Source organism: Dinghuibacter silviterrae (assembly GCF_004366355.1).
GTDB lineage: Bacteria > Bacteroidota > Bacteroidia > Chitinophagales > Chitinophagaceae > Dinghuibacter > Dinghuibacter silviterrae.
Window position 1 is genome coordinate 3,833,507 of the sequence record NZ_SODV01000001.1, and the last position, 20,833, is coordinate 3,854,339.

The following is a 20,833-nucleotide window of genomic DNA, read 5'->3' on the forward strand; positions in this document are numbered from 1 at the left end:
GCGCGCCCGGCGCGCTAGGAGTACATCCCCCCATTGACATTGATGACCTCCGCGGTCAGATAGGACGCCCCTGGCGACGCCAGGAACGCCACCACATGGGCGATTTCTTCAGGATTCCCAAAGCGCCCCATGGGGATCAGCATTTTCATGTCCTTTTCCGACACCTTTTCGGTCATATCGGTTTTTATAAACCCGGGGGCGACCGCGTTGACGGTGATGTTGCGTTTGGCGACTTCCTGCGCGAGGGCCTTGGTGGCGCCGATGACGCCACCCTTGGCGGCGGAGTAGTTGGCCTGACCGGGTACGCCCTTCAGACCGGACAGGGAGACGATATTGATGATGCGCCCGTAGCGCTTCAGCAGCATGGGATTGATGACCAGCCGGGTGACAAAGAAAAACCCGTGGAGGCTGGCGTTGATGACGGAGTCCCACTGATCGTCCTTCATCCACATCATCAGCCCGTCGTCTTTAATCCCGGCGTTGTTGACAAGGACCTCGATAAAGTGATCGGGATGGCTTTCGATCCAGCCACCCAGAACGCTGGTGACCTCCTCTTTATTCCCCACGTCGAATTTCAGGATCTCCCCTGTGGCACCCGTCGCCCTGACCAACTCCAGCGTGTTCAAGGCCTCGGCCTCGTTAGACCGGTAGTTGATGAGGATATGGTGTCCTCCCTCGGCGGCGAGCTTGACGCAGATCGCGCGTCCGATCCCCCTGGAACCACCGGTGACGAGTGTACATTTCATATTCAAGCGTTGAACGTTATGCCCGCCGGGGATTCAGCCGCAAAGCGGTCTGCCATGCGTCTGAGGTCCTCGTATTTGGGCTGGTCTTCGATAAATTTCGGGAAAAGGTGGCGCAACTCCGTGTAGATCGCCTTTGTTTTGGCCGACAACCGCGACGCGGCATCCAGGTAGTCGATCGCCTGGAGGACGGTCATCATCTGGATGGCCAGGACTTCAAAGGAATTGTCGATGACCCGTTTTGTCATCAGGGCGGCGTTACACCCCATGCTCACGATGTCCTGGTTGTCGTTATTGTTGGGTATGCTGTGGACATACATCGGAAAAGACAACGTCTGGTTCTCCGCCACCGTCGAGGTCGCCGTGAACTGCATCCCCTGCATCCCGAAGTTAAAGCCCAGCACACCCAGGTTGACGAAAGGCGGCAGGATCTGGTTGAGCTTGTCGTTGAGGAGGTAGTTCAGCTGGCGTTCCGAGAGCATCGACAAACGCGTTATGGCCACCTTTAGCTTATCCATTTCCAGGGACACATAGTCCCCATGAAAATTCCCCCCGTGAAAGATATTGTTGTTCCGGTGGTCCACCACCGGGTTGTCGTTGACGCTGTTCAGTTCGTCGGTCACCACCCCTTCGGCGCTTACGATGGTATCATAGATCGGCCCCAGGATCTGGGTGACACACCGCAGCGAGTAGTACTCCTGTACTTTGTCCTCAAACACCTCGCGCTGGATGTTGTCCGGGTTATACAGATGGTCGGCCCGGTCATGGATCATCCGGCTACCCGCCAGCAGGTCCCGGAGCATCGCCGCGACGCGGTTCTGCCCACGGTGCGGCTTGACCACGTTTAACTCGTGGGAAAAATGGTCGTCAAACGCCTCCACGATCTCGTTGGTCATGGCGCTCAGGGCAACCGACCAAGAAAGCAGGCGTTTGGCCTGGAGGATATTCACCATCCCGATCCCCGTCATGGCCGACGTCCCGTTGAGGATCGCCAGGCCTTCGCGGATGTGCACCTGTAACGGTGTCAGCCCCAATTGCCGGAATACCTCCGCCGTGGGTTTGCGGTCCCCCTTATGCGTTACATAGCCTTCCCCGATCAGCGCCAGCCCCAGGTGGGCCAGTTGGACCAGGTCCCCGCTCGCGCCCACGCCCCCATGTTCATAGATGCAAGGGTAGACCTCCGCGTTAATCATGTCGCGGAGCAAATGCACCAGGTCGGGATGCACCCCCGAATACGCCTGCATCAGGCTGTTCAAACGGGCAACCATAACCGCCCGGATCAGAAAGGGTTCTATTAGTTTACCGCCGCCCGAAGCATGGCTGCGGATAAGGTTGTACTGAAGCTGGGTACGGTTGCTTTCGCTCACTTTGTATTGCGCCATCGGACCAAAACCCGTATTGATCCCGTAAATGAGCTTTTCGTTTGCGAAATTTTTAAGGAAAAGATGGTTCGTGCTGACCTTATCCACGGCGGCAGGATCCAGCGCCACCGGTTGTCCGTTAAACAGGATGTCAAACAAGTGGTCCGCGGAAAGCCTCTGGCCTCCTATATTGATCATGTATTAGAAAATATTTTACTATTAATAAGCACTCAGGAGCAAAAAAAGTGAAATATGGGGATGTTGCCAACTATTTTTCAATGACCACCACCGCCGCTGCCATGGTGCTGAGGTGGGTAAGCGACACCCGGATCCTGACGTCGCCCACGGTTGCCGCAGTGTCTCCCAGGAGTGTCAGTTTTGGCGCGCCCATGGGGTCGGGTAATACTTCGACCTCGTTGAAAGCCGTGCCCGTCGCCCAACCCGTGCCCAGCGCCTTGAAAAATGCCTCCTTCGCCGCAAAACGCGCCGCATAGTGTTCGGCCGGATGCGCCTTTGCGGAACAATAGGCAATCTCGCCCGGTGAGAAAACAAGCTCGCGAAAGCCTTGCTCCTTGCCGATCCGGGCCGCCACCCGGTCCACTTCGATGAGGTCTATGCCAAGGCCGTGGATCATCGCTGGATTTGTTTACGAATATACGCTTCCTCCTTCGCTGTGGCGATCTCCTTGGTCAGGGCTTCTTCGTAGTACGCCCGGGCTTTATCCCGTTCTCCGCGCTTATAGCAATAGTCGCCCGCCAGGACGTAGGCGTGGTAGTATTCCGGGTCGGCTTTGACGAGGGCCTCCGGGTCGATCGTTTCACCGGCGTCCATTTGATGCTTGAGTTCGCGGAATGCCAGGAAGCCGGCGAAAGCCGGGGTTCCCATGAGTGGGTCCGGGGGAATCGCTCCCGTGGAAAGCTCCTCGCGGGGATCCAGGTTGGCCCACGCCTTCCGCAGGTCGTAGCACATAAACGCCCCCTCCTGCCAGGGCGCCGTCGACACCCACATCCGCAGTTGTTGCGGTTCGAAAACCACCGAGTGGTGCGCGATGAGTTGGTTCACCGATTTTTCGTTGCCAAGGCCGATGTCCGCGCCGCCCAGCCCTTTGACATCCCTCAGGACGCCAATCGTTTTTTCCACCGTATTGGGCCCGAGGCCGTCCAGCAGCTCTTCCAGGCGGCGCTGACGGTATGGGCTCGCGGTGCCTTCGCCCTCGGGGGCGCCTTCGCTGTCGGGGGCGCGGAGTCCATCCCGGGTGCGGACTCCATCCCGGGCGCGGAGCCCGGTGCTTTGAAAGTGGTTCGCACAAAGAATCCTTTCCCCGCCCGGGTCGTAGACTTCCAGCGCCTTTGGCGTCTTCTCCACCAGGATCGCCTTCCCGTCGGCCGCCGAGCCGATGAGAAAGGATTCCGATACAAACATCCGCCTCGAACGCGCGATGCGCACTGCTTCGTCGATCGTTCCCGCGTATTGCAGGATTTCCCGGGCCACCAGGGACACCGGGGTCGCCGAAGCCATGGGGATCCCCGACTTTGCGGCGTTGATCGTCACCGTGAGCCCTTTTTCGTTCATCCCCGATACCACACCGATAAAACCACCCCAGGTCACAAAGGCAAAGCGGTGTCCTTCCGACGGGGCCTCGAACTGGACAATTTTATTCAGGGCAAAATGGTCTCCCACGTAAAAGTCAAAGTTGCGCCCGATGATCAGCGCCCCGTCCACCGACCGGCTTCCCCAGGTCCCGAAAGACGTACAACCCACCAGCGCCAGGTTCTGCAAGGCGTGCCCGATGTCGTGCGCCGCGTGGTAATTGAGGATCCGCTGGTACGGCGTCCCGATGTACCCGTATTTGTCCGAAGCCGACCGTGAGACCCCGAAGATTTCCTGTTTGTACTCCGTGGTGACGTGTCTGGGCAGCTTCCGGTTAAACCAGCCCACGAAGTATTTCAGGAATTTCAGGTAGCGCTCGCCCGGGATCATCTTTACGATCTGTTCGTTGAAATAGTCCTCCTGGAGAACGACCAGTTCCGCCGCCAGTTTCCCGTTGACCACGCCCCTTTCATAAGGGCGCCCCTCCACGTACATTTCGTAAAGACCGGAGGTGCTTTTTCGCAGCCAGTTGGGCCCTATGGTAAAGACGCCGGGGGCGACCTCCGCACGGATCAGCGCGTCAGCCGTGCGGTCGTCGATGCGCGGCGGCCGGAGGCGTGTGACAGACCAGGCATAACAGGCGCCCGCGATGAGCAACCCGACTATAATGAAGAGGGCAATCATGCAGATTTTATTTTTCCTACAAAATCATCCCGGCCCAGCACCTCCGCGCAAGTCGCGAGACTGCTGATGGCGGCACCAAGGATGCCGTGCAAATTAAGGTTTTGCCCCGTCAAAAAAAGACCGCCCACTTTCGTGCGCGCGGGGATGATTGTCCGCACGGGATCCCGGTAATCTTTGGCGATACCGTACAGCGAACCGTCCGACGTGCCCAGGTAGTCCCGGAAGGTGAGGGGAGTGGAGGCGTACCAATGGTCCACAGCCTCTCTCAGTTCCGGAAACTTTTCGGTGACGCGTCCCATCAGACGCTGGTAACGGTCCTGCTTAAACGCTTCGTACGCTTGCCCCCTTTCCGTCGCTTCGGCGACCGTATTACGGGTGTCCGCCCATGGTGTCGTGTCCGCGTATCGCATATACGTCATCAATGTAACCGACGAGGCGTAACCGGATTGGTTTCTATTTTGGGCAAAAAATAAGGCGTAGCCCCGCGGCCAATCCTCCTCCGTATAGTCATCCATCGTCCACGCGCACCCCTTATTATGATAATAGTAGTTGTGCTTTACATAATGTACCCTTTGTGGCTTGAGCACCAGGTTGACACAAAAACAGGAAATCGAATTTTCCAGGCTTTCCACCCGGTTGCGGAACGCCGGTTTGATGGCCGCCGCCGGCGTCAGTTGCATCGTTTGTGCGGGATGCAGGCTGGAAACGACGATGTTGCTTTTGAGGGTGGTGCCATCCTTCAATTGCACCCCTTCGACCTGCGCGCCGCCTGCGATGATGTGCGTCACCTCCGCACGGGTTTTTATTTCGCCGTTTCTTTCGCGGATGACATTTGCCAACAGCTTTGCCAACTGCCCGCCTCCGTCCGTACACTTCCACGAACTCTCGATAAAGCTGTTCAACACCAGCGCGTGCACATAAAATGGCGTCTTATCCGGCTGTCCCGCATACAAGAGGTTGTTCCCTGCCAGGACCTCCCTTAGGACCGGGTCCCGTACACAGGCTTCGATGGTTGCTTTTGTGTCCATGTCCAACACCCCCGTTTTTTCCGCATACACTCCGCCCGCCCGGAGGTTGTAGAGCGGGAACCGGCCGCAGACCTCGCGGATCAGGTCTGTATAGGCACGGATGCCTTTTTCTTCATTCGGGAAGTCTTTTGCCAGCGCCTCCACAAAGCGCTCATACCCCTGCGCAAACGTATATTCCTTAGGGTCCCCCCCGATCAATATCTTGTCGAATGCCTCCTCGTCCATCTTTGCCAGCTTCAGCTCTTCCATGATCCCCAGGTACCGGAAGATCTGGTACAGGTTCTGCCCCGGCGCCAGCCCGCCCATATAGTGAACCCCTGCGTCAAAAAGGACTTTGTTCCGCGCGTACGTTTGAAGGGCGCCGCCGATTTGGGGGTTCTTTTCGAGGACGCAGACCCGAAGGCCCTCTTTCGCCAGGATGCCGCCACAGACGAGGCCGCCGATGCCGCTGCCGATGATCAGCGCATCGTAGGCGCGGCCCCGGCCGGCGGCTTCGCCGCCGTGAGCGTGCGCCTCGGGCGTGCCGTCCCCACTGGCGCCTCCGCCCTGGCGGGCGCCCCCCTCACTGCCGATGCCGGATGACATAAATCACATTTGACGTAAAGGTAGTATTGTCGATCGGCTGGCACTCCATCCCCATCTCCGTCGCAATGTCGCGGATCACGCTAAAAGAGAAAAACGACAGCCCCGCCTTGGTGGTCTTGTTAAACCCGTAGAACCGGGTGCTGAACCACTCCGTAAACCGCGTGCCCCGGTGGCGCTTTTGGAGGTCCTTGTCCCCGTCCCGGATCAGCAAAACGCCGCCGGGACTGAGGTGGCGGATACACCGGCGGACCAGCACCTGCCGGTCGTCCGGTTGCAGGTAGTGCAACATATCGGCCAGTACGATCCCGTGGTAGGACCGGTCAAACTCGTAGGTCGTCGCGTCCGCCTGCAGCCAGCGCACGGGTGTGCGCTCGCCCCCGGCGGGCACCGCGCCCGAGGCCAAAAAAGCATGGGCCGCCACCTCCACCTTGTCCTCGTCATAGTCAAAGGCCGTGATCCTCCGGTCTTTCGCACACATCGACAGGAAGTAGCTCATAAAGCCGTACCCGCATCCAATATCCAGGATGTCGCCCTGGCGGGGCAGGAGGTCATGAAACAGTTGGTAATTGTCCTCCATCGCGGTCTTGACGCGCATATACCATTCAAGGACGGGGCCCTTATAGATGTAATTGTAGAGCAAAAGTTCGCGATAGTAACGCGGTTGCTCGCATTCCTCGGAGAAGGTGGCGAACTGTTCGCGGAAGTAGCGGGCGACGGCTTTCGCGCGGTCGCTATAGGATGCGGCGCCGAGGTCTATGGCCGCTGGTGGCGCGGCCCCCGCCGGAATCCGCGGCAGAAACTTGATGGTAATCCGCCCATCCTTGAGCAAAAAGTCCCCTTTTGTAATGGTATACCCCGATCCGTGCAACATGATCGGCAGGATGTCCAGCCCCAGCTCCTGGGCGAGGTAGAACGCGCCTTTGTGGAAACGGCGGATCTGGCCGTCGCGGGAGCGGGAGCCCTCGGGGAAAACGACGATGGAGTAGCCCTCGGCGACCTTTTGGCGGAGCAGGTCGACGCTGCCCTCAGCGCCGTGCATGATGGGGTAGTAGTCGGCCAGGCGGACGATGCCGCCCATGACGGGGGAGTGCCATACCCAACTGTTGGTGAGGAGCAGGAGTTTGGGGTATTGCATCTGGATCAGGAGGCTGTCCAGGAAGGATTGGTGGTTGACGATGACCAGCGCGGGTTTGGAGAAGTCTTCGCCCAGTGGATTGATGATCTTTTTCCGGACGTTGACCATTACGTAGATGAGCGAACGGATAAAGGCGGATTTGATGACGTGGAAACAGTACTTGCTCCGGCGTTTGCCAAAGGGGCGGAGCTTGACGAGGATAAGTCCGATCAGGGTGAGCAACAGGCTGCCCAACACAAAGTAGGTGTACGAGACGAGCGTCTTTAAAAAACCGGAGAGCGTCCACGGGAAGCGGCCCTTGGACACGCGGTCGGCGATGAGGACTTTGAACAAAAAGGGAATGACGATCTGGCTAAGCACCACCACGCAAAGCATACCCACAATGGAAATGATGGCGATGGACCGCAGGGCGGGGTGGCCGGCAAAGATCAACACGCCGAGACCGGCCATGGTGGTAATGGCACTAAGGAAAATGGAGGATTTGTACGAGTCGAGGTTTTTCTTCCCGGTCTTGTATTCCTGGAGCAACCCGTCCATGATAAACAGGCTGTAGTCGTCGCCCATGCCGAAGATAAAGGCGGAGATGATGATGTTGATGATGTTGAAGTCCACCTTTAACAACGCCATGATCCCCAGGATCCACAAAAAAGTGATGACCATGGGGATAAAGCTCATCAAGGTGAGCTCGATCCGGCCATAGGTGAGCAAAAGCACGGTAAAAACGAGGAGCGCACTCATCCAGGCGATGCTTCCGAAGTCGTTGTTAATCAGGTCAATAAACTTGGCGGTCAGGTACTGCCGGTCGAGCACCGCGACGCCGGGGGTACCCGCAAACCGGTCGTACACCGCCTGCCGGCCTTCGGGGGTAACCTTGACCAGGGTCACCACCTGGGCCTTGCCCGGGGTTTCCGTGATATAGTCGTCTAAGTAAGACCGGCGAACCTGGTCCAGGGTCGCCCTGTCCACGGGGGCGTAGGGCGTGTCCAGCACGGTGGCAAAGGCGTTGAACGCGCCGGGTTTAAAGCCCTGGGCCGTCGCGGCGACATCCAGGTTTTTGAGGAGCAGCGCCTTTTTCGCCGGTGCCCAATAGCGGTTCCAGCGGTCGATCCGGAGCCGTTGGAGCGAATCCGACAGGAGCAGGGAGGATACACCCGAATATTTTTTGACAACGCCCTTCCGGACGAGGTCGTCCACCTGTTCGTCGACTTTTTCCCCCGTTTCCAGGGCCTGGTTCAGGTCTTTCCCTTCCGTCACCACATAGACGGATTGGTAGGAAAAAACACTGATCTTTCTGAGCGTCGCCTCCGCCGCCTTGAGCGAGGGCGACATGTAGTTCATTTTGTTGAGATCCGCCTCAAAGCCCACCTTTGGCGCCTGCCAGGCAAAGACAACCGTGGCCACAAGGATCAGGATCATGAGGTAGCGGTTGTATTCGGGGCGCAGGGTCGCGAGGCGGTCGATCCAGGAGAGGCGGGCGTCCGCCTCGTCGGCCACGGCGTCTTGCGCGGAGCCGGCGGTCTCGGCGTCTTGTGCCGGCCCGGCTGGCGCTGACCCGGCTCCTGCGGCCGGGTGGATGGCTGGCGCCGGGTCAGCCACGGCGTCTTGCGCAGGGCGCGCGGGCTCAGCGGCCTTCCGCCGGGCCCGCGCGGGCTCCTTCGGCAGGAAATGCGGTAAGAACACCAGCGAGCAAAAAGACGCCCCGATCAGGCTAAACGCCGCAAACAACCCCAGGTCGCGCAACATCTCCGACTGCACAAACTCCAGGCAAAAGAACCCCCCGATCGTGGTAAAGCTCCCGATGGTCAGCGGGAAAGCCAGGTCCCGGATCACGGAGGCGGTGTCCCGCCGGTGCCGGTGGTGGTTAAAGACGTGTAGCGAATAGTTTACCGCCACCCCCAAAATGACGGAACCGCTCCCGAGCGCGATCACCGAAATGCTGCCCCGGATAAGGTATACCGCTGCGAGGGCAAAAAGAGAACCGAAAAGGACGGGCACGAGGATGACAATGGGGGCCCTTTTCTTGTGGAAATACAGGGCGATAAAAATGATGAGGAAAATGACGGTCACGCCTTGGGTGATGATCGTGTCTTTTCTTAGCTGGAGCGCATTACCCACGGACACCGCGACGGCGCCGAAGTAGGTGGCGGACGCGTTGCGGGCGCCCAGGGAGTCGCGGATGGCGTCGATCCCATTTAACAGGCGGGCGTTCATTCCCGTATTGTTGACGGGGTACCGGGGTGTCAGGAACATCAGCAGGTAGCAGTGGTCCTTGGTGAGGACGTATTGGTCGTACAGCTCGAAATTGTCATCGTACTGGAGCCGGCGCAGTTTTTTGAGCCCCAGGAAGGTGATCCCCACGGGGTCGTGTACGATCATGCTTTTGAGCGCCAGGCCCGCGGGGGAGGAGAGGGTCTTGTAATTCGCAGCCAGCGTAGATGAAAGTCCCTCCGGGGTAATCAGGCTGTCGATACCTGTAAAGTCGGCCGAATCCAGAAAAACAGGGAGGTGATCCCCGATGGTATAAAAAAGGGAGGTCGTCAGGCTGTCGTCGACCTTGTCCGTCAACCGTGAGATATAAGGACCGACCTTAAGCCGGATTCCGTCCGCCAGGTCCGCCGCATAAGCCGTCAGGCTGTCCGGCCGGGCGCTGGAGTCCTTCATCGACACCATGATCACCAGCCGCTCCGTAAACCGCGAATTCCGGAAGACCTCGTTTAGCTTTTCGACGTTGGGATCCTTGGGCAGGACCTTGGAAATGTCTTCTTCGAAGTGTACGCGGCTGGCAAACCAGCCCAGAAGGAGAAAGCTCCCGATAAAGCAGGTGAGAAAAACCGGTCTGTGTGTGTCAAAATACCTATAGATGCGGACAAGGACCTTTTCCATGGGCGCAAAATAGTAAATTAGGCTCCAAATACTCAAAACCCATGAAGCTTAGCTCGCTGATCCTCACCACTGCCGTACTCCTTACTGCCTGTCACCGCAAGACCGAAACCGCGGAAGAACTCCTAAAGGAGGCTGCCAAAACGCCCGGTGTGAATGTCGGCCATGGCAACTACACCATAACCGCGCCCGAAGGCTGGACCGAATTTGATACAACCTTCAGCGGGATCAAAATCACCTTTGTCCAATCCGTTGAGCCGGTGGGACAGTTTTATCCAAGTGTCAACGTTGTCACCGCGTCAACCAAACTCGACCTGGACGCTTATGAAGACGACAACCTCAATGCCATGGAGCAAAAAATCGGCGGTTACAAATTCCTCGACAAGGGCGCCGGCCAGTTGCAGGGACATGGCGTACGCTGGATACGCTTTCAGTCGGCCGTGAACGGCATTCTTATGGATGACAAGGCGTATGACCTCGTGTCCGAGGGGGTAGGCTACGTGATTACCTGCACCGCGGGCCGTGGATATTTCAACCGGAGCGCGGCGGCTTTTGATACGATCGTGAACAGTTTTACGCTGAAGTAGCACCCCGCGCGGATGGGGCCCGCCGTTAGCGCCCGCCCCCGTCCCCGGTATCCCCGCTATCTTCCGAGTCGGGCTCGGGCGCGCCCTTGGCGTTAAATTTCCGGCCCGTCAGGGATTCGGCCAGGGGTTGTACATGATAAATATAACGGTCGTACCGGTTCCCGAGGACGATGATGGTATACCCTTCTTTGATCAGCCGGAAAAAGACGGTGTTGTTCCCATGCCAGTAGCCGTTGTGAAAGATGACCTTTTCGGTGGGGTAAAGGAACAGGTGCCAGCCGAGGCCGTAGTTGCGGATCCCGGGCTTTTCAAAGCTATAAGGAGCGTAGGCCATGTCGAGCGACGCCTTGGTGAGGAAGTCGGTGCGGAGCGCCTGGTCCCATTTCAGGAGGTCGTGGGTGGTGGAATAGACATTCTTGTCGCCGTAGGTCCCGTCGAGGTAAGACCAGGGGACGATGCGGCCGTTGCCCATGTAAGAAGGCATGACGTCCTGGAGGTCCGCCGAGGTGACGATGTGGGTGTCTGTCATCCCGAGGGGATCGAAAATGGTTTGCTTCATGTATTGAGGAAAAGGCATACCCGTAACCTTCTCCACGATAAGCGCCAGCATCGCATAGTTGGTGTTGCAGTAATGGAAGTGCGTATTGGGCCTGGTCATCACCTTCGGCTTTAACCGCGCCAGCAACGCCAGGAGGCTGTCGTTGGTCAGATAGGTGTGTTTGTCCCAGTTCGTGGTGGCTACCCAATACAAATAGTTGGGCAGACCGCTGCGGTGGTTGAGCAACATCTTGACCGTGATGCCGGGGTAGGGGAACGCCGGCAGATAATATTGTACGCTGCTGTCGAGGACGATCTTTTTTTCCTCCATCAATTTCAACACAGCCATGGCGGTAAACGTCTTGGACACCGACGCCAGGTGGAACGCGCTGTGTTCGCCAACGGGCGGCGTTTTTGTACGCAGGTTTTCAAAGCCCCTGTAACGTTCGTATATAATGCTGTCGTCCTTGGCCACCAGGAAAGATCCGTTGAAACCCGAACGTTCGAGCGAGCTATAGAAGTTGTCAGACAGTGAATAGATGCGGTTGAACTCTTCCGTGGACACCTTCGGACGTTTGATCACGGCAACGGTGTCTTTGCGAACGTCCGTTTGTGACTTACTATCGTTCGGCTGTTTGGCGCCACAACTGATCAAAATACCTCCAACACAAATAACCAGGGCAATATGTTTCATGCAAGACCTACTATTTCTTAATTTTGCAAAATAATACAGTCCTGAGCAATGTCTGAAAAAAAATTAACAAGCTATCCCAAAGAAAAGATCAACATCCTCCTTCTCGAAAACATTAGCGAAAGAGCCGCCAACACCTTTACAAACAACGGTTATGCCCATGTGACGCGCCTTTCGGGCGCCCTGAGCGAAGAAGAACTCATCAAACAGATCAAAGACGTTCACCTGCTGGGCATCCGGTCCAAGACAAAAGTCTCCAAAGCCGTGCTGGAAGCGGCTCCCAAGCTCCAGGCCATCGGTTGTTTCTGTATCGGGGTCAACCAGGTCGACCTCAAATCGGCCACCAACCACGGCGTCACGGTTTTCAACGCTCCCTATTCCAATACACGGTCCGTGGCCGAGCTGGTCATGGCCGCCTCCATATTCCTCATCCGCCGCATCCCGGACAAGAACAAGGCCGCCCACGACGGCATCTGGCTGAAAGAATCCAAAGGCAGCTACGAACTTCGTGGTAAAACACTGGGAATCATTGGTTACGGCAACATCGGCTCCCAGGTCAGCGTCCTGGCCGAGGCCCTGGGGATGAAGGTTGTCTTTTATGACGTCCTCACCAAGCTCCCCCTGGGGAACGCCCGCCGGGCGCATACCCTGGAAGAGCTGATGGGCGTTTCCGACATCATCACCCTCCACGTCCCCGAAACCCCCCGGACAAAGATGATGATCACGGCCGGGGTCATCGCCCACGCCAAGAAAGGCGCTATCCTGATCAACTACGCCCGGGGCGAGGTCGTTGACCTGGACGCCCTGGCCACGGCCATGAAAGAAGGCCGCATCAGCGGCGCCGCCGTCGACGTCTACCCCTGGGAACCCGAAAAGAACGGGGATCGCTTCGAGACCCCGCTCCAGGGGCTGTCCAACGTCATCCTCACCCCCCATATCGGCGGGTCGACCGAAGAGGCCCAGGCCAACATCGGCGAAGACGTTTCCGACAAGCTCTTTCACTACCTGGAAAACGGGGTGACCATCGGGTCGCATACGGTGCCTGAGCTGAACCTGCCACCCCAGGAAGGAACCCATCGCATCCTCCACATCCATCGCAACGTCCCTGGCGTGCTTTCCGAAATCAACTCGGCTTTGTCTACCCACCAGGTCAACATCCTGGCGCAGTACCTGAAGACCAACGAGGAAATCGGGTACGTCGTCCTTGACGTCGATCAGCAGATCTCCGCGAAAGCGGCGGAATTGCTCCGCGAGGTTAAGAATACCATCAAGGTGCGGATGCTGTACTAGTTTTATTTTTTGGTCCCGGCGCCCTGCGGATCGTTTGCTCGTGCCGGTTCCTAAAGGAAAAGGCACTCGCAAGCGATCCGCAGGGCGCCTGGCGTGTTTAGGGGTGAGGCACCAGACACCAGGCACCAGACACCAGGCACCAGGCACCAGGCACCAGACACCAGACACCAGACATCAGACACCAGACATCAGACATCGGACACCGGGCACCGGACGCGAGGCACGCGGCGAGAACCATAGACACGCGCCAGCGGGCGTCATAGGCATGCGAGGCAGGCCGAGGGTCATTTGCGAGTGCCTTTTCCTTTAGGAACCGGCACGAGCAGATGACCCTCGGCCTGCCGGGACCTTTATGAACGGGCAGCCGGCGGCTTCGCAGCGAGGATCTTCCGCGCGCGGCTCCGAAAGGCCGCTGTTTCGTAGGGCAGGCGTTCGTGGATGACCGTTTCGAGTTCCGGGAGGATTTCCGGATACGTAAAACTTAGGTTGTGCAGCACCGTTAGTGAGAAGGCTTTCACGGCGATGGGCGTCGAAGGATCCGACACGGCGCGAAAGCAGTAGTCCATGAGGTGGCCCTGGAGGGTGATGGGGACGGTGATGTCCTGGAGGATCCGGAGGATGTTGCGGGGCACGGCCGTTGGTAGACCGGGGCGGCCTAATAAATCAATCGTTTGCGCTAAATATGGGGTGATCAGCGTAGGATGTTTTCTGATCACATAACTTAGCGTCCAGGCCGACCGCTGGATAAGACGGGGTTCGTCTCCGAAAAAGATGGACATCAGGGCCTCGAAGCGTTCGGGGTCGTCCCCGATATACCCTGCGATGCGGAGGGTTTGTTGCCGGGAGTGTTCTTCCAGCAAGGCTTGACGAATGTTCATGATGATTATGTTTGACCCCATTACTTTGCAGGCATTGCTCACCTGCTTTGGCCTCGATCCCTTGGACTGGCATTGTGTCGGATTTGGAACCGGTTTGATCAATACCACCTGGGTGCTCAAAGACCGCAACGGCACCATCAAATATATCCTTCAAAAGGTCAACCGCCAAGTCTTCAAACAACCGGAAGACATTGCGCACAACCTGCGCGTGGTGGGGGATCACCTGGCGAAAAGACACCCGGATTACCTGTTTGTCCGGCCGGTGCCGGCCCTGGACGGGGAGGCGTTTGTGCGCAGCGAAGAGGGGGAATACTATCGTCTTTTCCCGTTTATCGGGGGCTCCAGGACGCTGGATGTGGTGCATAAACCCGAGCAGGCTTTTGAGGCGGCGCGGAGCTTTGCGCGGTTCAGCCACCTGCTGGCGGACCTGGATCCGGCGCTTCTGCGGGATACGCTCCCGCACTTCCACGACCTGAGCAGGCGTTACCGGGCTTTCGAAGAGGCGCTGGACAACGCACCCGCGATCCTCAAAGCCGGGGCCGTTGCGGAAATCGGGACGCTCAAAAGCCATGCGGGCTATGTATCCGACCTCGAAGCGTTGAAGCGGTCCCCGGACTTCCCGCTCCGGGTCATGCACCACGACACCAAGATCAGCAACATCCTTTTCGACCGGCAGGACAAGGCCCTTTGCGTCATCGACCTGGACACGGTTATGCCCGGGTACTTTATCAGCGACGTGGGGGATATGATGCGGACCTACCTGTCCCCGGCCTCGGAGGAAGCCCAGGACCTGGACAGCGTCCACGTCCGTCCCGAGTATTTCCGGGCCATCGTGGCGGGGTACCTGAGCGGGATGGAAGGCGGGTTGACGCCCCTGGAACGGGGGCAGTTTCTTTTTGCCGGGCGTTTTATGATCTATATGCAGGCACTCCGGTTCCTGACGGACTTCCTGGAGGGGGATGTCTACTACGGCGCCCGTTACCCGGGGCACAACCTGTTGCGGGCGAAGAACCAGATCCGGTTGCTGGAATCGTTCAACGCGGCGGAAGGGGTCTTCAGGGGGATGCTGGAGGCGCTGCTGCCCGTGGGCGCGTAAGGGGCCGCTTAACGAGGCGCCCTGGGGGCGGTTATCCCTTCCCCTGTATCTTAGGCGGGGTTTTCAACGGCGCCGGCACCGGTGCCTGGCCGTTTTGCAGTTTTTGGTTAAAGACTTTGTTGATGTGCACCCACCGGCCGTTTACCCAGCGGAAGCCCTCGTAGTCTCCGTCGGGGACGAGGGTGTAGCGCTTTTCGGGCTCGTTGCTTTCGGAAATAAGGTGGTCGAAAATGAGGAGGTCGAGGTCCGGGTCGTACTGGACGCGGGCGTTGGCGCCTTTTTTGTATTCGATCATGTACCGGTCGGGGGAAGGCGACGGGTGGACGGGGTCTCCCGCGGGGAAGGTAAAGTATTGCCCCCCGAATACAGGGTGGTTATTCTCATCAAAGGTCAGGACGTCTATCCACTTCCGGGTGGAGGCCTCGTTGTGTTCGTCGTAGCCTAAGAGGGTATAGTATTTCCGGTTCTGGAATTTTTTGAGGACGATCTTGTAGTAGATGTTCCCGACCCAGTAGTCGTTGCTGGTCACGGTATCCAGGGGACGGTCCATCATGTCGGTCCGGTCGATCAGAGCGTACAGCTTGAGGCTGCCGTCGGGGGTGCGCATTTGAATGGCGCCGTGACGGCGATAGTTGTCCGGGTCGATCATGATCTCCCAGGTGAAGACACGGAAGCTGCTGTCGGGGGCGTACAGGCGGGAGACATTTTCTACGGAGTCGAACGGATAATTGAAAGAGTAGGGGATCTTCAGGGCCCGGACCAAGGTCCGCGTAAACTGGCTGTCGGCCACAAAACGGTCGCTGGCGTTGGTGCCATTGACGATGAGGTTTCCCGATTGGGCGAGGGAGTCTTCATGGGCGTGCAGCTCGGCCAGGCGTTGGGCGGAAAGGCCACCCGGCAAAAGGCCGCAGGGCAAAAAGAGCAGTGCAAGGATCAGGTAACGCATATCTGTGGCTATAACTGAGAATCAGGGACATTTATTGCGGAACGCTGCCGAATTACTGGCCGGGGCCGCCCGCATTGATAGCGCGGGCAAACGCCAGGAGATCGGGGAATATAAAGTCCACGAGCGGATGCGGCATCGGCGGCTCCTCCCGTGTCGTCGGCAGGAACACCGTGAGGGCGCCAATGTTGCGGCCGAATTCCATATCGCTAAAGGTGTTGCCCACCATGAGGCTGCGACGGGGGTCGACGCCGGCGAAGTCCCGGATGGCTTCCTGACCCATGAGGGGGCCGGGTTTTCGCCGGGGGCTGTCGTCGTTGAGGTCGGGGGCGTAGTAGATGTGGTCGATGTGGCCGCCGGCAAGGACGACCTTTGCGGTCATCCGCTCGTGGATGTCGAGGAGGTCTTCCTCGGTCATCAATCCTTTGCCGACGCCCCTTTGGTTGGTGACCACGAAAAGGTGGCCAAAATGGCCTTTAAAAATCCGGAACGCCTCCAGGACGCCCGCGTTAAACTGGAATTCTTCCCAGGTCCGCACGTAGTCCATCGGCTTTTCTACATTGATCACCCCATCCCTGTCCAGGAAAAGGGTCCAACTCCGGTCGATCCGGGGAAGTATAGGTTGACTCATAATAGTAAATCCTTTTGCGCACGCTCGTAATCTGCCGGGATACCTATATCGATAAAATAGGCGTCGTCCGTGTAACCGTATAGCCGGCCGCCGGATACCCGGGGTTCCAGGAAATCCTTTTCAAAGGAAAACGTCCCGGCGGGGGCTTCCGCAAGGTACTCCTTTACGGACAGACCATAGACGCCGCCGTTGATGAGGCCGGATGTCCGCGGCTTTTTTTCCTCAAAACCAATAATCCTTCCCCCAGGTTCGACGTCGACCACGCCATAGCGGTCGAAGTCTTGCATGGGCTTCAGGGCGAGGGTGGCCAGCGCGCCCCGCTCCTTGTGAAAGGCGGACAAGGCGGGTATGTCGACCTGGAAAAGCGTGTCCCCGTTGGCGACGAGGACCTGTGCCTCTTCCGCGGCCTTGCAGGCTTCGCGGATGGCGCCGCCGGTGCCCAGGGGTTCCTTTTCCACGACACAAACAAAGTCGAGGATGCTGTAGACCCTTTTCATATAGGCTTCTATGACCTCGTGTTTATAACCGAGCGAGAGGACGAGGCGGTATACGCCTTCGGCGAGCAGGTAGTCGACGACGTGCGCCAGGAAGGGGCGCCCCGACACCGGCGCCATACACTTGGGGAGGTCGGGGACCGCGCTCCTCAGACGGGTGCCCAGCCCCCCTGCGAGAATAATGGCTTCCTTCATATCAACGGGCAGTCCAGGTGGTGAGCCCGGATTTTACGAACCGGTAAGAGGAACAAACGCCGCCGAGGGCGCCTAAGGTTTCCTTGACGCGATATTGTGTATTCCCCGGGCAATAAAAAATCATAAACCCGCCGCCCCCGGCCCCGGAGATCTTGCCGCCGACGGCCCCGGCCGCTTTTGCCCGGTCATAGATATCCTCCAGGTGGGCGTTGGAAATGTTGTGCGCCATGCGCCGTTTTTGCTGGAAACCGAAGTCGAGGATCTCACCGATGGCATTGAGGTCGCCGCGGAGCAGGGCTTCCTTCATCATCCGGGCCTGTTCCTTGAGTTGGTGCATGGCCTCGATGGACGCCGAGTTGTTTGCCTGTACGTTTTTCTGCTGCTCCTTGATGATGGTGGCGGACTCGCGGCTGGTCGACGTGAAATACAGCACCAGGTTGTGTTCCAGCTCGTCGAGGTATTCCTGGCGGATGCGTAAGGGGTTGACGATGACCTTGTCCCCGGCAAAAAATTCCATATAGTTGACGCCCCCGAAGGTGGCGGCGTACTGGTCCTGTTTCCCCCCCGCCAGTTGCAGGTACTCGCGTTCGATCCGGTAGGCGTAGTGGGCCACGTCGTATTCCCCCAGCGGCAGTTTGAGCATCTCCGCAAAAGCGCCAAGGATGGCCACCACCAGGGTCGATGACGTCCCCAGCCCCGACCCCGCGGGCGCTTCCACCAGCGTGGACAACCGGAGCCCCTGTACCGGCATCCCATAGTCCTCGACCATCTTGTTGTACACGCCCTTGAGGAGGTCCAGCTTCCCGTCCAGGGGCAGGCTGGGCATGGCCTCGTAGGTCAATGTCTCCTTCCGGTCAAAGGCCTCCAGGATGATCACATTTTCCTTCAGGGGTTCGATGTTCGCGTGGGCATACAAGGAGACGCTGGCGTTCAGGATTGCGCCTCCGTAGAGGTCGCTGTAAGGGCTTACGTCGGTCCCGCCACCGGCCAGGCCTATCCGCAGGGGCGCTCTGCTACGATAAATCATACGGCAATATTAGTGTTTTTGGTGAGCTCCCGGATGGCCTCTACCAGGCGCTTCCAGGAATACTTTTTCTTTTCCTCCCTTAGTCCGGGCAGGAAATGCGCCCGTCCCAGGGTGTAAAATTGTTTTATGGCGTTTGCAATCGATTCCGGCTGCGGTTCGCAGACGATGCCTACTTTGCCATCTGGCACCAGGTCCGGCAGACCGCCCACGTTGGTGACTACCATCGGGCACTCGAAATGATACGCCAGGGGCGTGACGCCGCTTTGGGTCGCCGCCCGGTAGGGCTGTACCAGCACGTCCGCGGCGCAGAGGTAATACTTCACGTCCTCGTCCGGGATAAAGTCCGTCTTTAGCACCAGCCGGTCCCGGATGCCCAGGCGGTCGATGAGGTCTTCGTAGAACTGGCCGTCTTCGTAATATTCGCCGGCGATCACGAAACGAGCGTCCGGCACTTGTCGCACCGCTTCCAGCAGCAGGTCCAGCCCTTTGTATTTACGGATGAAGCCAAAGAACAAAACGATGTGCTCCTCCTGCGGCAACCCGAGTTTTGCCCTCGCCTCGCGCATCTGGATTGGGTCCCCGAAGTGGTCGTAGAGTGGGTGTTCGATTTTGGTGGCGGGTTTCGTGGTGAACAGCCTCAGGTCGTTAAAAACCTTGTCGCTCATCGCAATAAAAGCGTCGCAACTTTTGATAAAGTACTTCGTCAGCGGCCGGTCGCCGAACCGCTTTTCGTGCGGGATGATGTTGTCCGCGATACAAACAACTTTGACGGGTCTTTTCCAGCGCGCGATCCGGAGGATGGTCCCAAAACAAGCCCCCATAAAGGGCAGCCAGAACTTGATCACGATCAGGTCGGGACGGTCCCGCCTCAGGGCCAGGCCCACCTTGATCCAGTTAAAGGGATTGATGGAATTGATGCAGACCTTTATGTCCAGGTCGGGTGGGGCAGGGGAGGTCGAGTATTGTGTTCGCCCGGGGAAAAGAAAGGCAGGATACTGGAGCGAAAACGTATATATTTTCGCCTGGTCCCCCAGCGAATTGAATTCCCGCACCAGCCGTTCATTGTACGCCGCAAGCCCGCCCCGCAAGGGATAGGCCGTCCCGATCAACCCTATTTTTTTCCCCATATTATTGGAAATTATTTATATCTTCCCCTCGGTAAAATCCGTATTCTAGTATGAAAAAGCTCTACCTCGCCGGCCTTGTGGGCGCTTCCATCCTGCTTTTTTATTGTCAGAAGTCCGCGCCGCTCGCTTATCAGCCACCCGTTGTTACGGTCACCTCTTTTTCATCCATGCTGTCCGGTCGTGCCACCGTTCACCCCGGCACATCGCTTTCTTTTTATCTCTGGAGCCAGGTATCAGGGCCCCGGCGTGCTATGATCGATCATCCCTCGCAAGCGGCGACGTCCGTTTCCGGTCTTGTTCCGGGTACATACGTCTTCGAGCTTTTCGCCACCGACAACAAGGGCGCCACGGGTTCCGCTTACGATACCCTCCAGGTTACGGCCTTATAGACCTTCCTTCTTTTCGATCAGGTAAAAATTGCGGTCCGCCGCGTTCCGGGAAATCAACTCACCCAAAAAACCCGATAGGAAAAGCTGCACCCCCACCACGATGGAGATCAGCCCGATATAGAAAATGGGGCGGTCCGTCATTCGGTACCGCGCAAAGGCGATCTTCGCCACCCCCAGGTAGGTCCAGATACAAAAACCAATAAAGGAGATCACGCTTCCCCACAGCCCGAAAAAGTGCATCGGGCGTTTTCCAAAACGGCCCACGAACATCACCGAGGCCAGGTCCAGAAACCCGTTGATAAACCGCTCCCAGCCGAACTTCGAGACCCCATATTTGCGCGCCTGGTGAACGACGACTTTCTCCCCGATCTTCCGGAACCCCGCCCACTTCGCCAGGACCGGGATCTGCCGGTGCATTTCCCCGTAGATCTCGATGCTTTTCGCCACCTTTTTCCGGTAAGACTTCAGCCCGCAATTAAAATCGTGGAGCGGTATCCCCGTCATCCAGCGCGTGACCCCGTTAAACAGTTTGGAGGGAAGGTTTTTTGTAAACGCGTTGTCGTATCGCTTCTTTTTCCAGCCGCTCACCATGTCGTAGCCATCTTCCACGATCATCCGGTACAATTCGGGGACCTCATCGGGGCTATCCTGGAGATCCGCGTCCATCGTGATGATTACTTCCCCCTGCGCCGCGCGGAAGGCCTCGTTCAACGCCGCCGATTTCCCATAATTCCGCTGGAATTTGATCCCCTTGAGGTGTCCGTTTTGTTGATGCAATCGTTCGATGACCTCCCACGACCCATCCGTGCTGCCGTCGTCCACTAAGATAACCTCGTAGGTGTATCCATGGTCCCGCATCACCCGTTCAATCCAGGCACACAACTCCGGCAGGGACTCCTCTTCGTTGAATAAGGGGACTACTATAGAGATATTCATGGGAGG

The 20,833-nt window shown here is 57.9% G+C and carries 18 protein-coding genes; 4 read left to right on the top strand and 14 right to left on the bottom strand.

The genetic code is table 11. From position 1 onward, the window contains the following. Positions 1–14: 14 nt before the first annotated feature. From fabG to EDB95_RS16570, 6 genes are all read right to left on the bottom strand, one after another. Positions 15–746 carry a 3-oxoacyl-ACP reductase FabG gene (gene fabG, locus EDB95_RS16545; RefSeq protein WP_133994909.1) on the bottom strand — a complete coding sequence of 244 codons (732 nt, stop codon included), beginning with the start codon at positions 744–746 and terminating at the stop codon, positions 15–17. A 2-nt stretch (positions 747–748) separates the two neighbouring features. Then, positions 749–2,302 carry an HAL/PAL/TAL family ammonia-lyase gene (locus EDB95_RS16550; protein ID WP_133994910.1) on the bottom strand — a complete coding sequence of 518 codons (1,554 nt, stop codon included), beginning with the start codon at positions 2,300–2,302 and terminating at the stop codon, positions 749–751. A 70-nt stretch (positions 2,303–2,372) separates the two neighbouring features. Beyond that, positions 2,373–2,738: a holo-ACP synthase gene (acpS, locus tag EDB95_RS16555; protein ID WP_133994911.1), complete on the bottom strand. Its 366-nt coding sequence runs from the start codon at positions 2,736–2,738 to the stop codon at positions 2,373–2,375. After that, on the bottom strand, positions 2,735–4,378 hold the full coding sequence (locus tag EDB95_RS16560) for a C45 family peptidase (RefSeq protein WP_133994912.1): 1,644 nt from the start codon (positions 4,376–4,378) through the stop codon (positions 2,735–2,737). The genes acpS and EDB95_RS16560 overlap by 4 nt, the downstream gene beginning before the upstream one ends. Then, positions 4,375–5,991, bottom strand: coding sequence for a phytoene desaturase family protein (locus EDB95_RS16565; protein WP_133994913.1), 1,617 nt, complete (start codon positions 5,989–5,991; stop codon positions 4,375–4,377). The genes EDB95_RS16560 and EDB95_RS16565 overlap by 4 nt, the downstream gene beginning before the upstream one ends. Then, on the bottom strand, positions 5,969–10,009 hold the full coding sequence (locus tag EDB95_RS16570) for a trifunctional MMPL family transporter/lysophospholipid acyltransferase/class I SAM-dependent methyltransferase (RefSeq protein WP_133994914.1): 4,041 nt from the start codon (positions 10,007–10,009) through the stop codon (positions 5,969–5,971). The genes EDB95_RS16565 and EDB95_RS16570 overlap by 23 nt, the downstream gene beginning before the upstream one ends. Before the next feature lie 41 nt (positions 10,010–10,050). Here EDB95_RS16570 and EDB95_RS16575 point away from each other — a divergent pair, with 41 nt between their 5' ends. Beyond that, complete coding sequence (locus EDB95_RS16575; RefSeq protein WP_133994915.1) at positions 10,051–10,593, top strand: hypothetical protein; 543 nt, start codon at positions 10,051–10,053, stop codon at positions 10,591–10,593. Between the two features lie 25 nt (positions 10,594–10,618). Here the strand turns inward: EDB95_RS16575 and EDB95_RS16580 are convergent, their stop codons facing one another. After that, complete coding sequence (locus tag EDB95_RS16580; protein ID WP_133994916.1) at positions 10,619–11,824, bottom strand: serine hydrolase domain-containing protein; 1,206 nt, start codon at positions 11,822–11,824, stop codon at positions 10,619–10,621. Between the two features lie 48 nt (positions 11,825–11,872). Between EDB95_RS16580 and serA the strand changes: the two genes are divergently transcribed. After that, positions 11,873–13,111: a phosphoglycerate dehydrogenase gene (gene serA, locus EDB95_RS16585; RefSeq protein WP_133994917.1), complete on the top strand. Its 1,239-nt coding sequence runs from the start codon at positions 11,873–11,875 to the stop codon at positions 13,109–13,111. Positions 13,112–13,461: 350 nt separating this feature from the next. Here serA and EDB95_RS16590 read toward each other — a convergent pair whose 3' ends face one another. Then, positions 13,462–13,989, bottom strand: a complete 528-nt coding sequence (locus EDB95_RS16590) for a hypothetical protein (RefSeq protein ID WP_133994918.1) — start codon at positions 13,987–13,989, stop codon at positions 13,462–13,464. Here EDB95_RS16590 and EDB95_RS16595 point away from each other — a divergent pair. Further along, a complete protein-coding gene (locus EDB95_RS16595) occupies positions 13,988–15,085 on the top strand; it encodes a phosphotransferase enzyme family protein (RefSeq protein ID WP_246073662.1) in 1,098 nt (365 codons plus the stop codon). The genes EDB95_RS16590 and EDB95_RS16595 overlap by 2 nt on opposite strands. Before the next feature lie 31 nt (positions 15,086–15,116). Here EDB95_RS16595 and EDB95_RS16600 read toward each other — a convergent pair whose 3' ends face one another. Genes EDB95_RS16600 through EDB95_RS16620 form a run of 5 tightly spaced genes read right to left on the bottom strand, consistent with a single transcriptional unit; the run spans position 15,117 to position 19,502 of the window. After that, entirely contained in the window at positions 15,117–16,031 is a 915-nt protein-coding gene (locus EDB95_RS16600) for a hypothetical protein (RefSeq protein WP_133994919.1), read from the bottom strand. A 52-nt stretch (positions 16,032–16,083) separates the two neighbouring features. Then, the gene (locus EDB95_RS27770) at positions 16,084–16,659 is read right to left on the bottom strand and encodes a D-glycero-alpha-D-manno-heptose-1,7-bisphosphate 7-phosphatase (RefSeq protein ID WP_133994920.1); all 576 of its coding nucleotides are present in this window, start codon (positions 16,657–16,659) and stop codon (positions 16,084–16,086) included. Then, entirely contained in the window at positions 16,656–17,348 is a 693-nt protein-coding gene (locus tag EDB95_RS27775; RefSeq protein ID WP_133994921.1) for a nucleotidyltransferase family protein, read from the bottom strand. Before EDB95_RS27775 ends, EDB95_RS27770 begins: the two co-directional genes overlap by 4 nt. 1 nt (position 17,349) lies before the next feature. After that, positions 17,350–18,375, bottom strand: coding sequence for a GHMP family kinase ATP-binding protein (locus tag EDB95_RS16615; RefSeq protein WP_133994922.1), 1,026 nt, complete (start codon positions 18,373–18,375; stop codon positions 17,350–17,352). Then, positions 18,372–19,502, bottom strand: a complete 1,131-nt coding sequence (locus EDB95_RS16620) for a glycosyltransferase (RefSeq protein WP_133994923.1) — start codon at positions 19,500–19,502, stop codon at positions 18,372–18,374. The genes EDB95_RS16615 and EDB95_RS16620 overlap by 4 nt, the downstream gene beginning before the upstream one ends. 50 nt (positions 19,503–19,552) lie before the next feature. On the opposite strand from EDB95_RS16620, the gene EDB95_RS16625 reads away from it, so the two are divergent. Next, entirely contained in the window at positions 19,553–19,891 is a 339-nt protein-coding gene (locus EDB95_RS16625; protein WP_133994924.1) for a PKD domain-containing protein, read from the top strand. On the opposite strand, the gene EDB95_RS16630 is transcribed toward EDB95_RS16625, so the two are convergent. Further along, positions 19,886–20,827: a glycosyltransferase family 2 protein gene (locus tag EDB95_RS16630; protein WP_133994925.1), complete on the bottom strand. Its 942-nt coding sequence runs from the start codon at positions 20,825–20,827 to the stop codon at positions 19,886–19,888. The two genes, EDB95_RS16625 and EDB95_RS16630, sit on opposite strands and share 6 nt — an antisense overlap. Between the last annotated feature and the right edge of the window lie 6 nt (positions 20,828–20,833).

Coding starts and splice junctions, on each gene's coding strand:
- fabG (WP_133994909.1), bottom strand. CDS start 746: ATGAAATGTACACTCGTCACCGGTGGTTCCAGGGGGATCGGACGCGCG.
- EDB95_RS16550 (WP_133994910.1), bottom strand. CDS start 2,302: ATGATCAATATAGGAGGCCAGAGGCTTTCCGCGGACCACTTGTTTGAC.
- acpS (WP_133994911.1), bottom strand. CDS start 2,738: ATGATCCACGGCCTTGGCATAGACCTCATCGAAGTGGACCGGGTGGCG.
- EDB95_RS16560 (WP_133994912.1), bottom strand. CDS start 4,378: ATGATTGCCCTCTTCATTATAGTCGGGTTGCTCATCGCGGGCGCCTGT.
- EDB95_RS16565 (WP_133994913.1), bottom strand. CDS start 5,991: ATGTCATCCGGCATCGGCAGTGAGGGGGGCGCCCGCCAGGGCGGAGGC.
- EDB95_RS16570 (WP_133994914.1), bottom strand. CDS start 10,009: ATGGAAAAGGTCCTTGTCCGCATCTATAGGTATTTTGACACACACAGA.
- EDB95_RS16575 (WP_133994915.1), top strand. CDS start 10,051: ATGAAGCTTAGCTCGCTGATCCTCACCACTGCCGTACTCCTTACTGCC.
- EDB95_RS16580 (WP_133994916.1), bottom strand. CDS start 11,824: ATGAAACATATTGCCCTGGTTATTTGTGTTGGAGGTATTTTGATCAGT.
- serA (WP_133994917.1), top strand. CDS start 11,873: ATGTCTGAAAAAAAATTAACAAGCTATCCCAAAGAAAAGATCAACATC.
- EDB95_RS16595 (WP_246073662.1), top strand. CDS start 13,988: ATGATGATTATGTTTGACCCCATTACTTTGCAGGCATTGCTCACCTGC.
- EDB95_RS16590 (WP_133994918.1), bottom strand. CDS start 13,989: ATGAACATTCGTCAAGCCTTGCTGGAAGAACACTCCCGGCAACAAACC.
- EDB95_RS16600 (WP_133994919.1), bottom strand. CDS start 16,031: ATGCGTTACCTGATCCTTGCACTGCTCTTTTTGCCCTGCGGCCTTTTG.
- EDB95_RS27770 (WP_133994920.1), bottom strand. CDS start 16,659: ATGAGTCAACCTATACTTCCCCGGATCGACCGGAGTTGGACCCTTTTC.
- EDB95_RS27775 (WP_133994921.1), bottom strand. CDS start 17,348: ATGAAGGAAGCCATTATTCTCGCAGGGGGGCTGGGCACCCGTCTGAGG.
- EDB95_RS16615 (WP_133994922.1), bottom strand. CDS start 18,375: ATGATTTATCGTAGCAGAGCGCCCCTGCGGATAGGCCTGGCCGGTGGC.
- EDB95_RS16620 (WP_133994923.1), bottom strand. CDS start 19,502: ATGGGGAAAAAAATAGGGTTGATCGGGACGGCCTATCCCTTGCGGGGC.
- EDB95_RS16625 (WP_133994924.1), top strand. CDS start 19,553: ATGAAAAAGCTCTACCTCGCCGGCCTTGTGGGCGCTTCCATCCTGCTT.
- EDB95_RS16630 (WP_133994925.1), bottom strand. CDS start 20,827: ATGAATATCTCTATAGTAGTCCCCTTATTCAACGAAGAGGAGTCCCTG.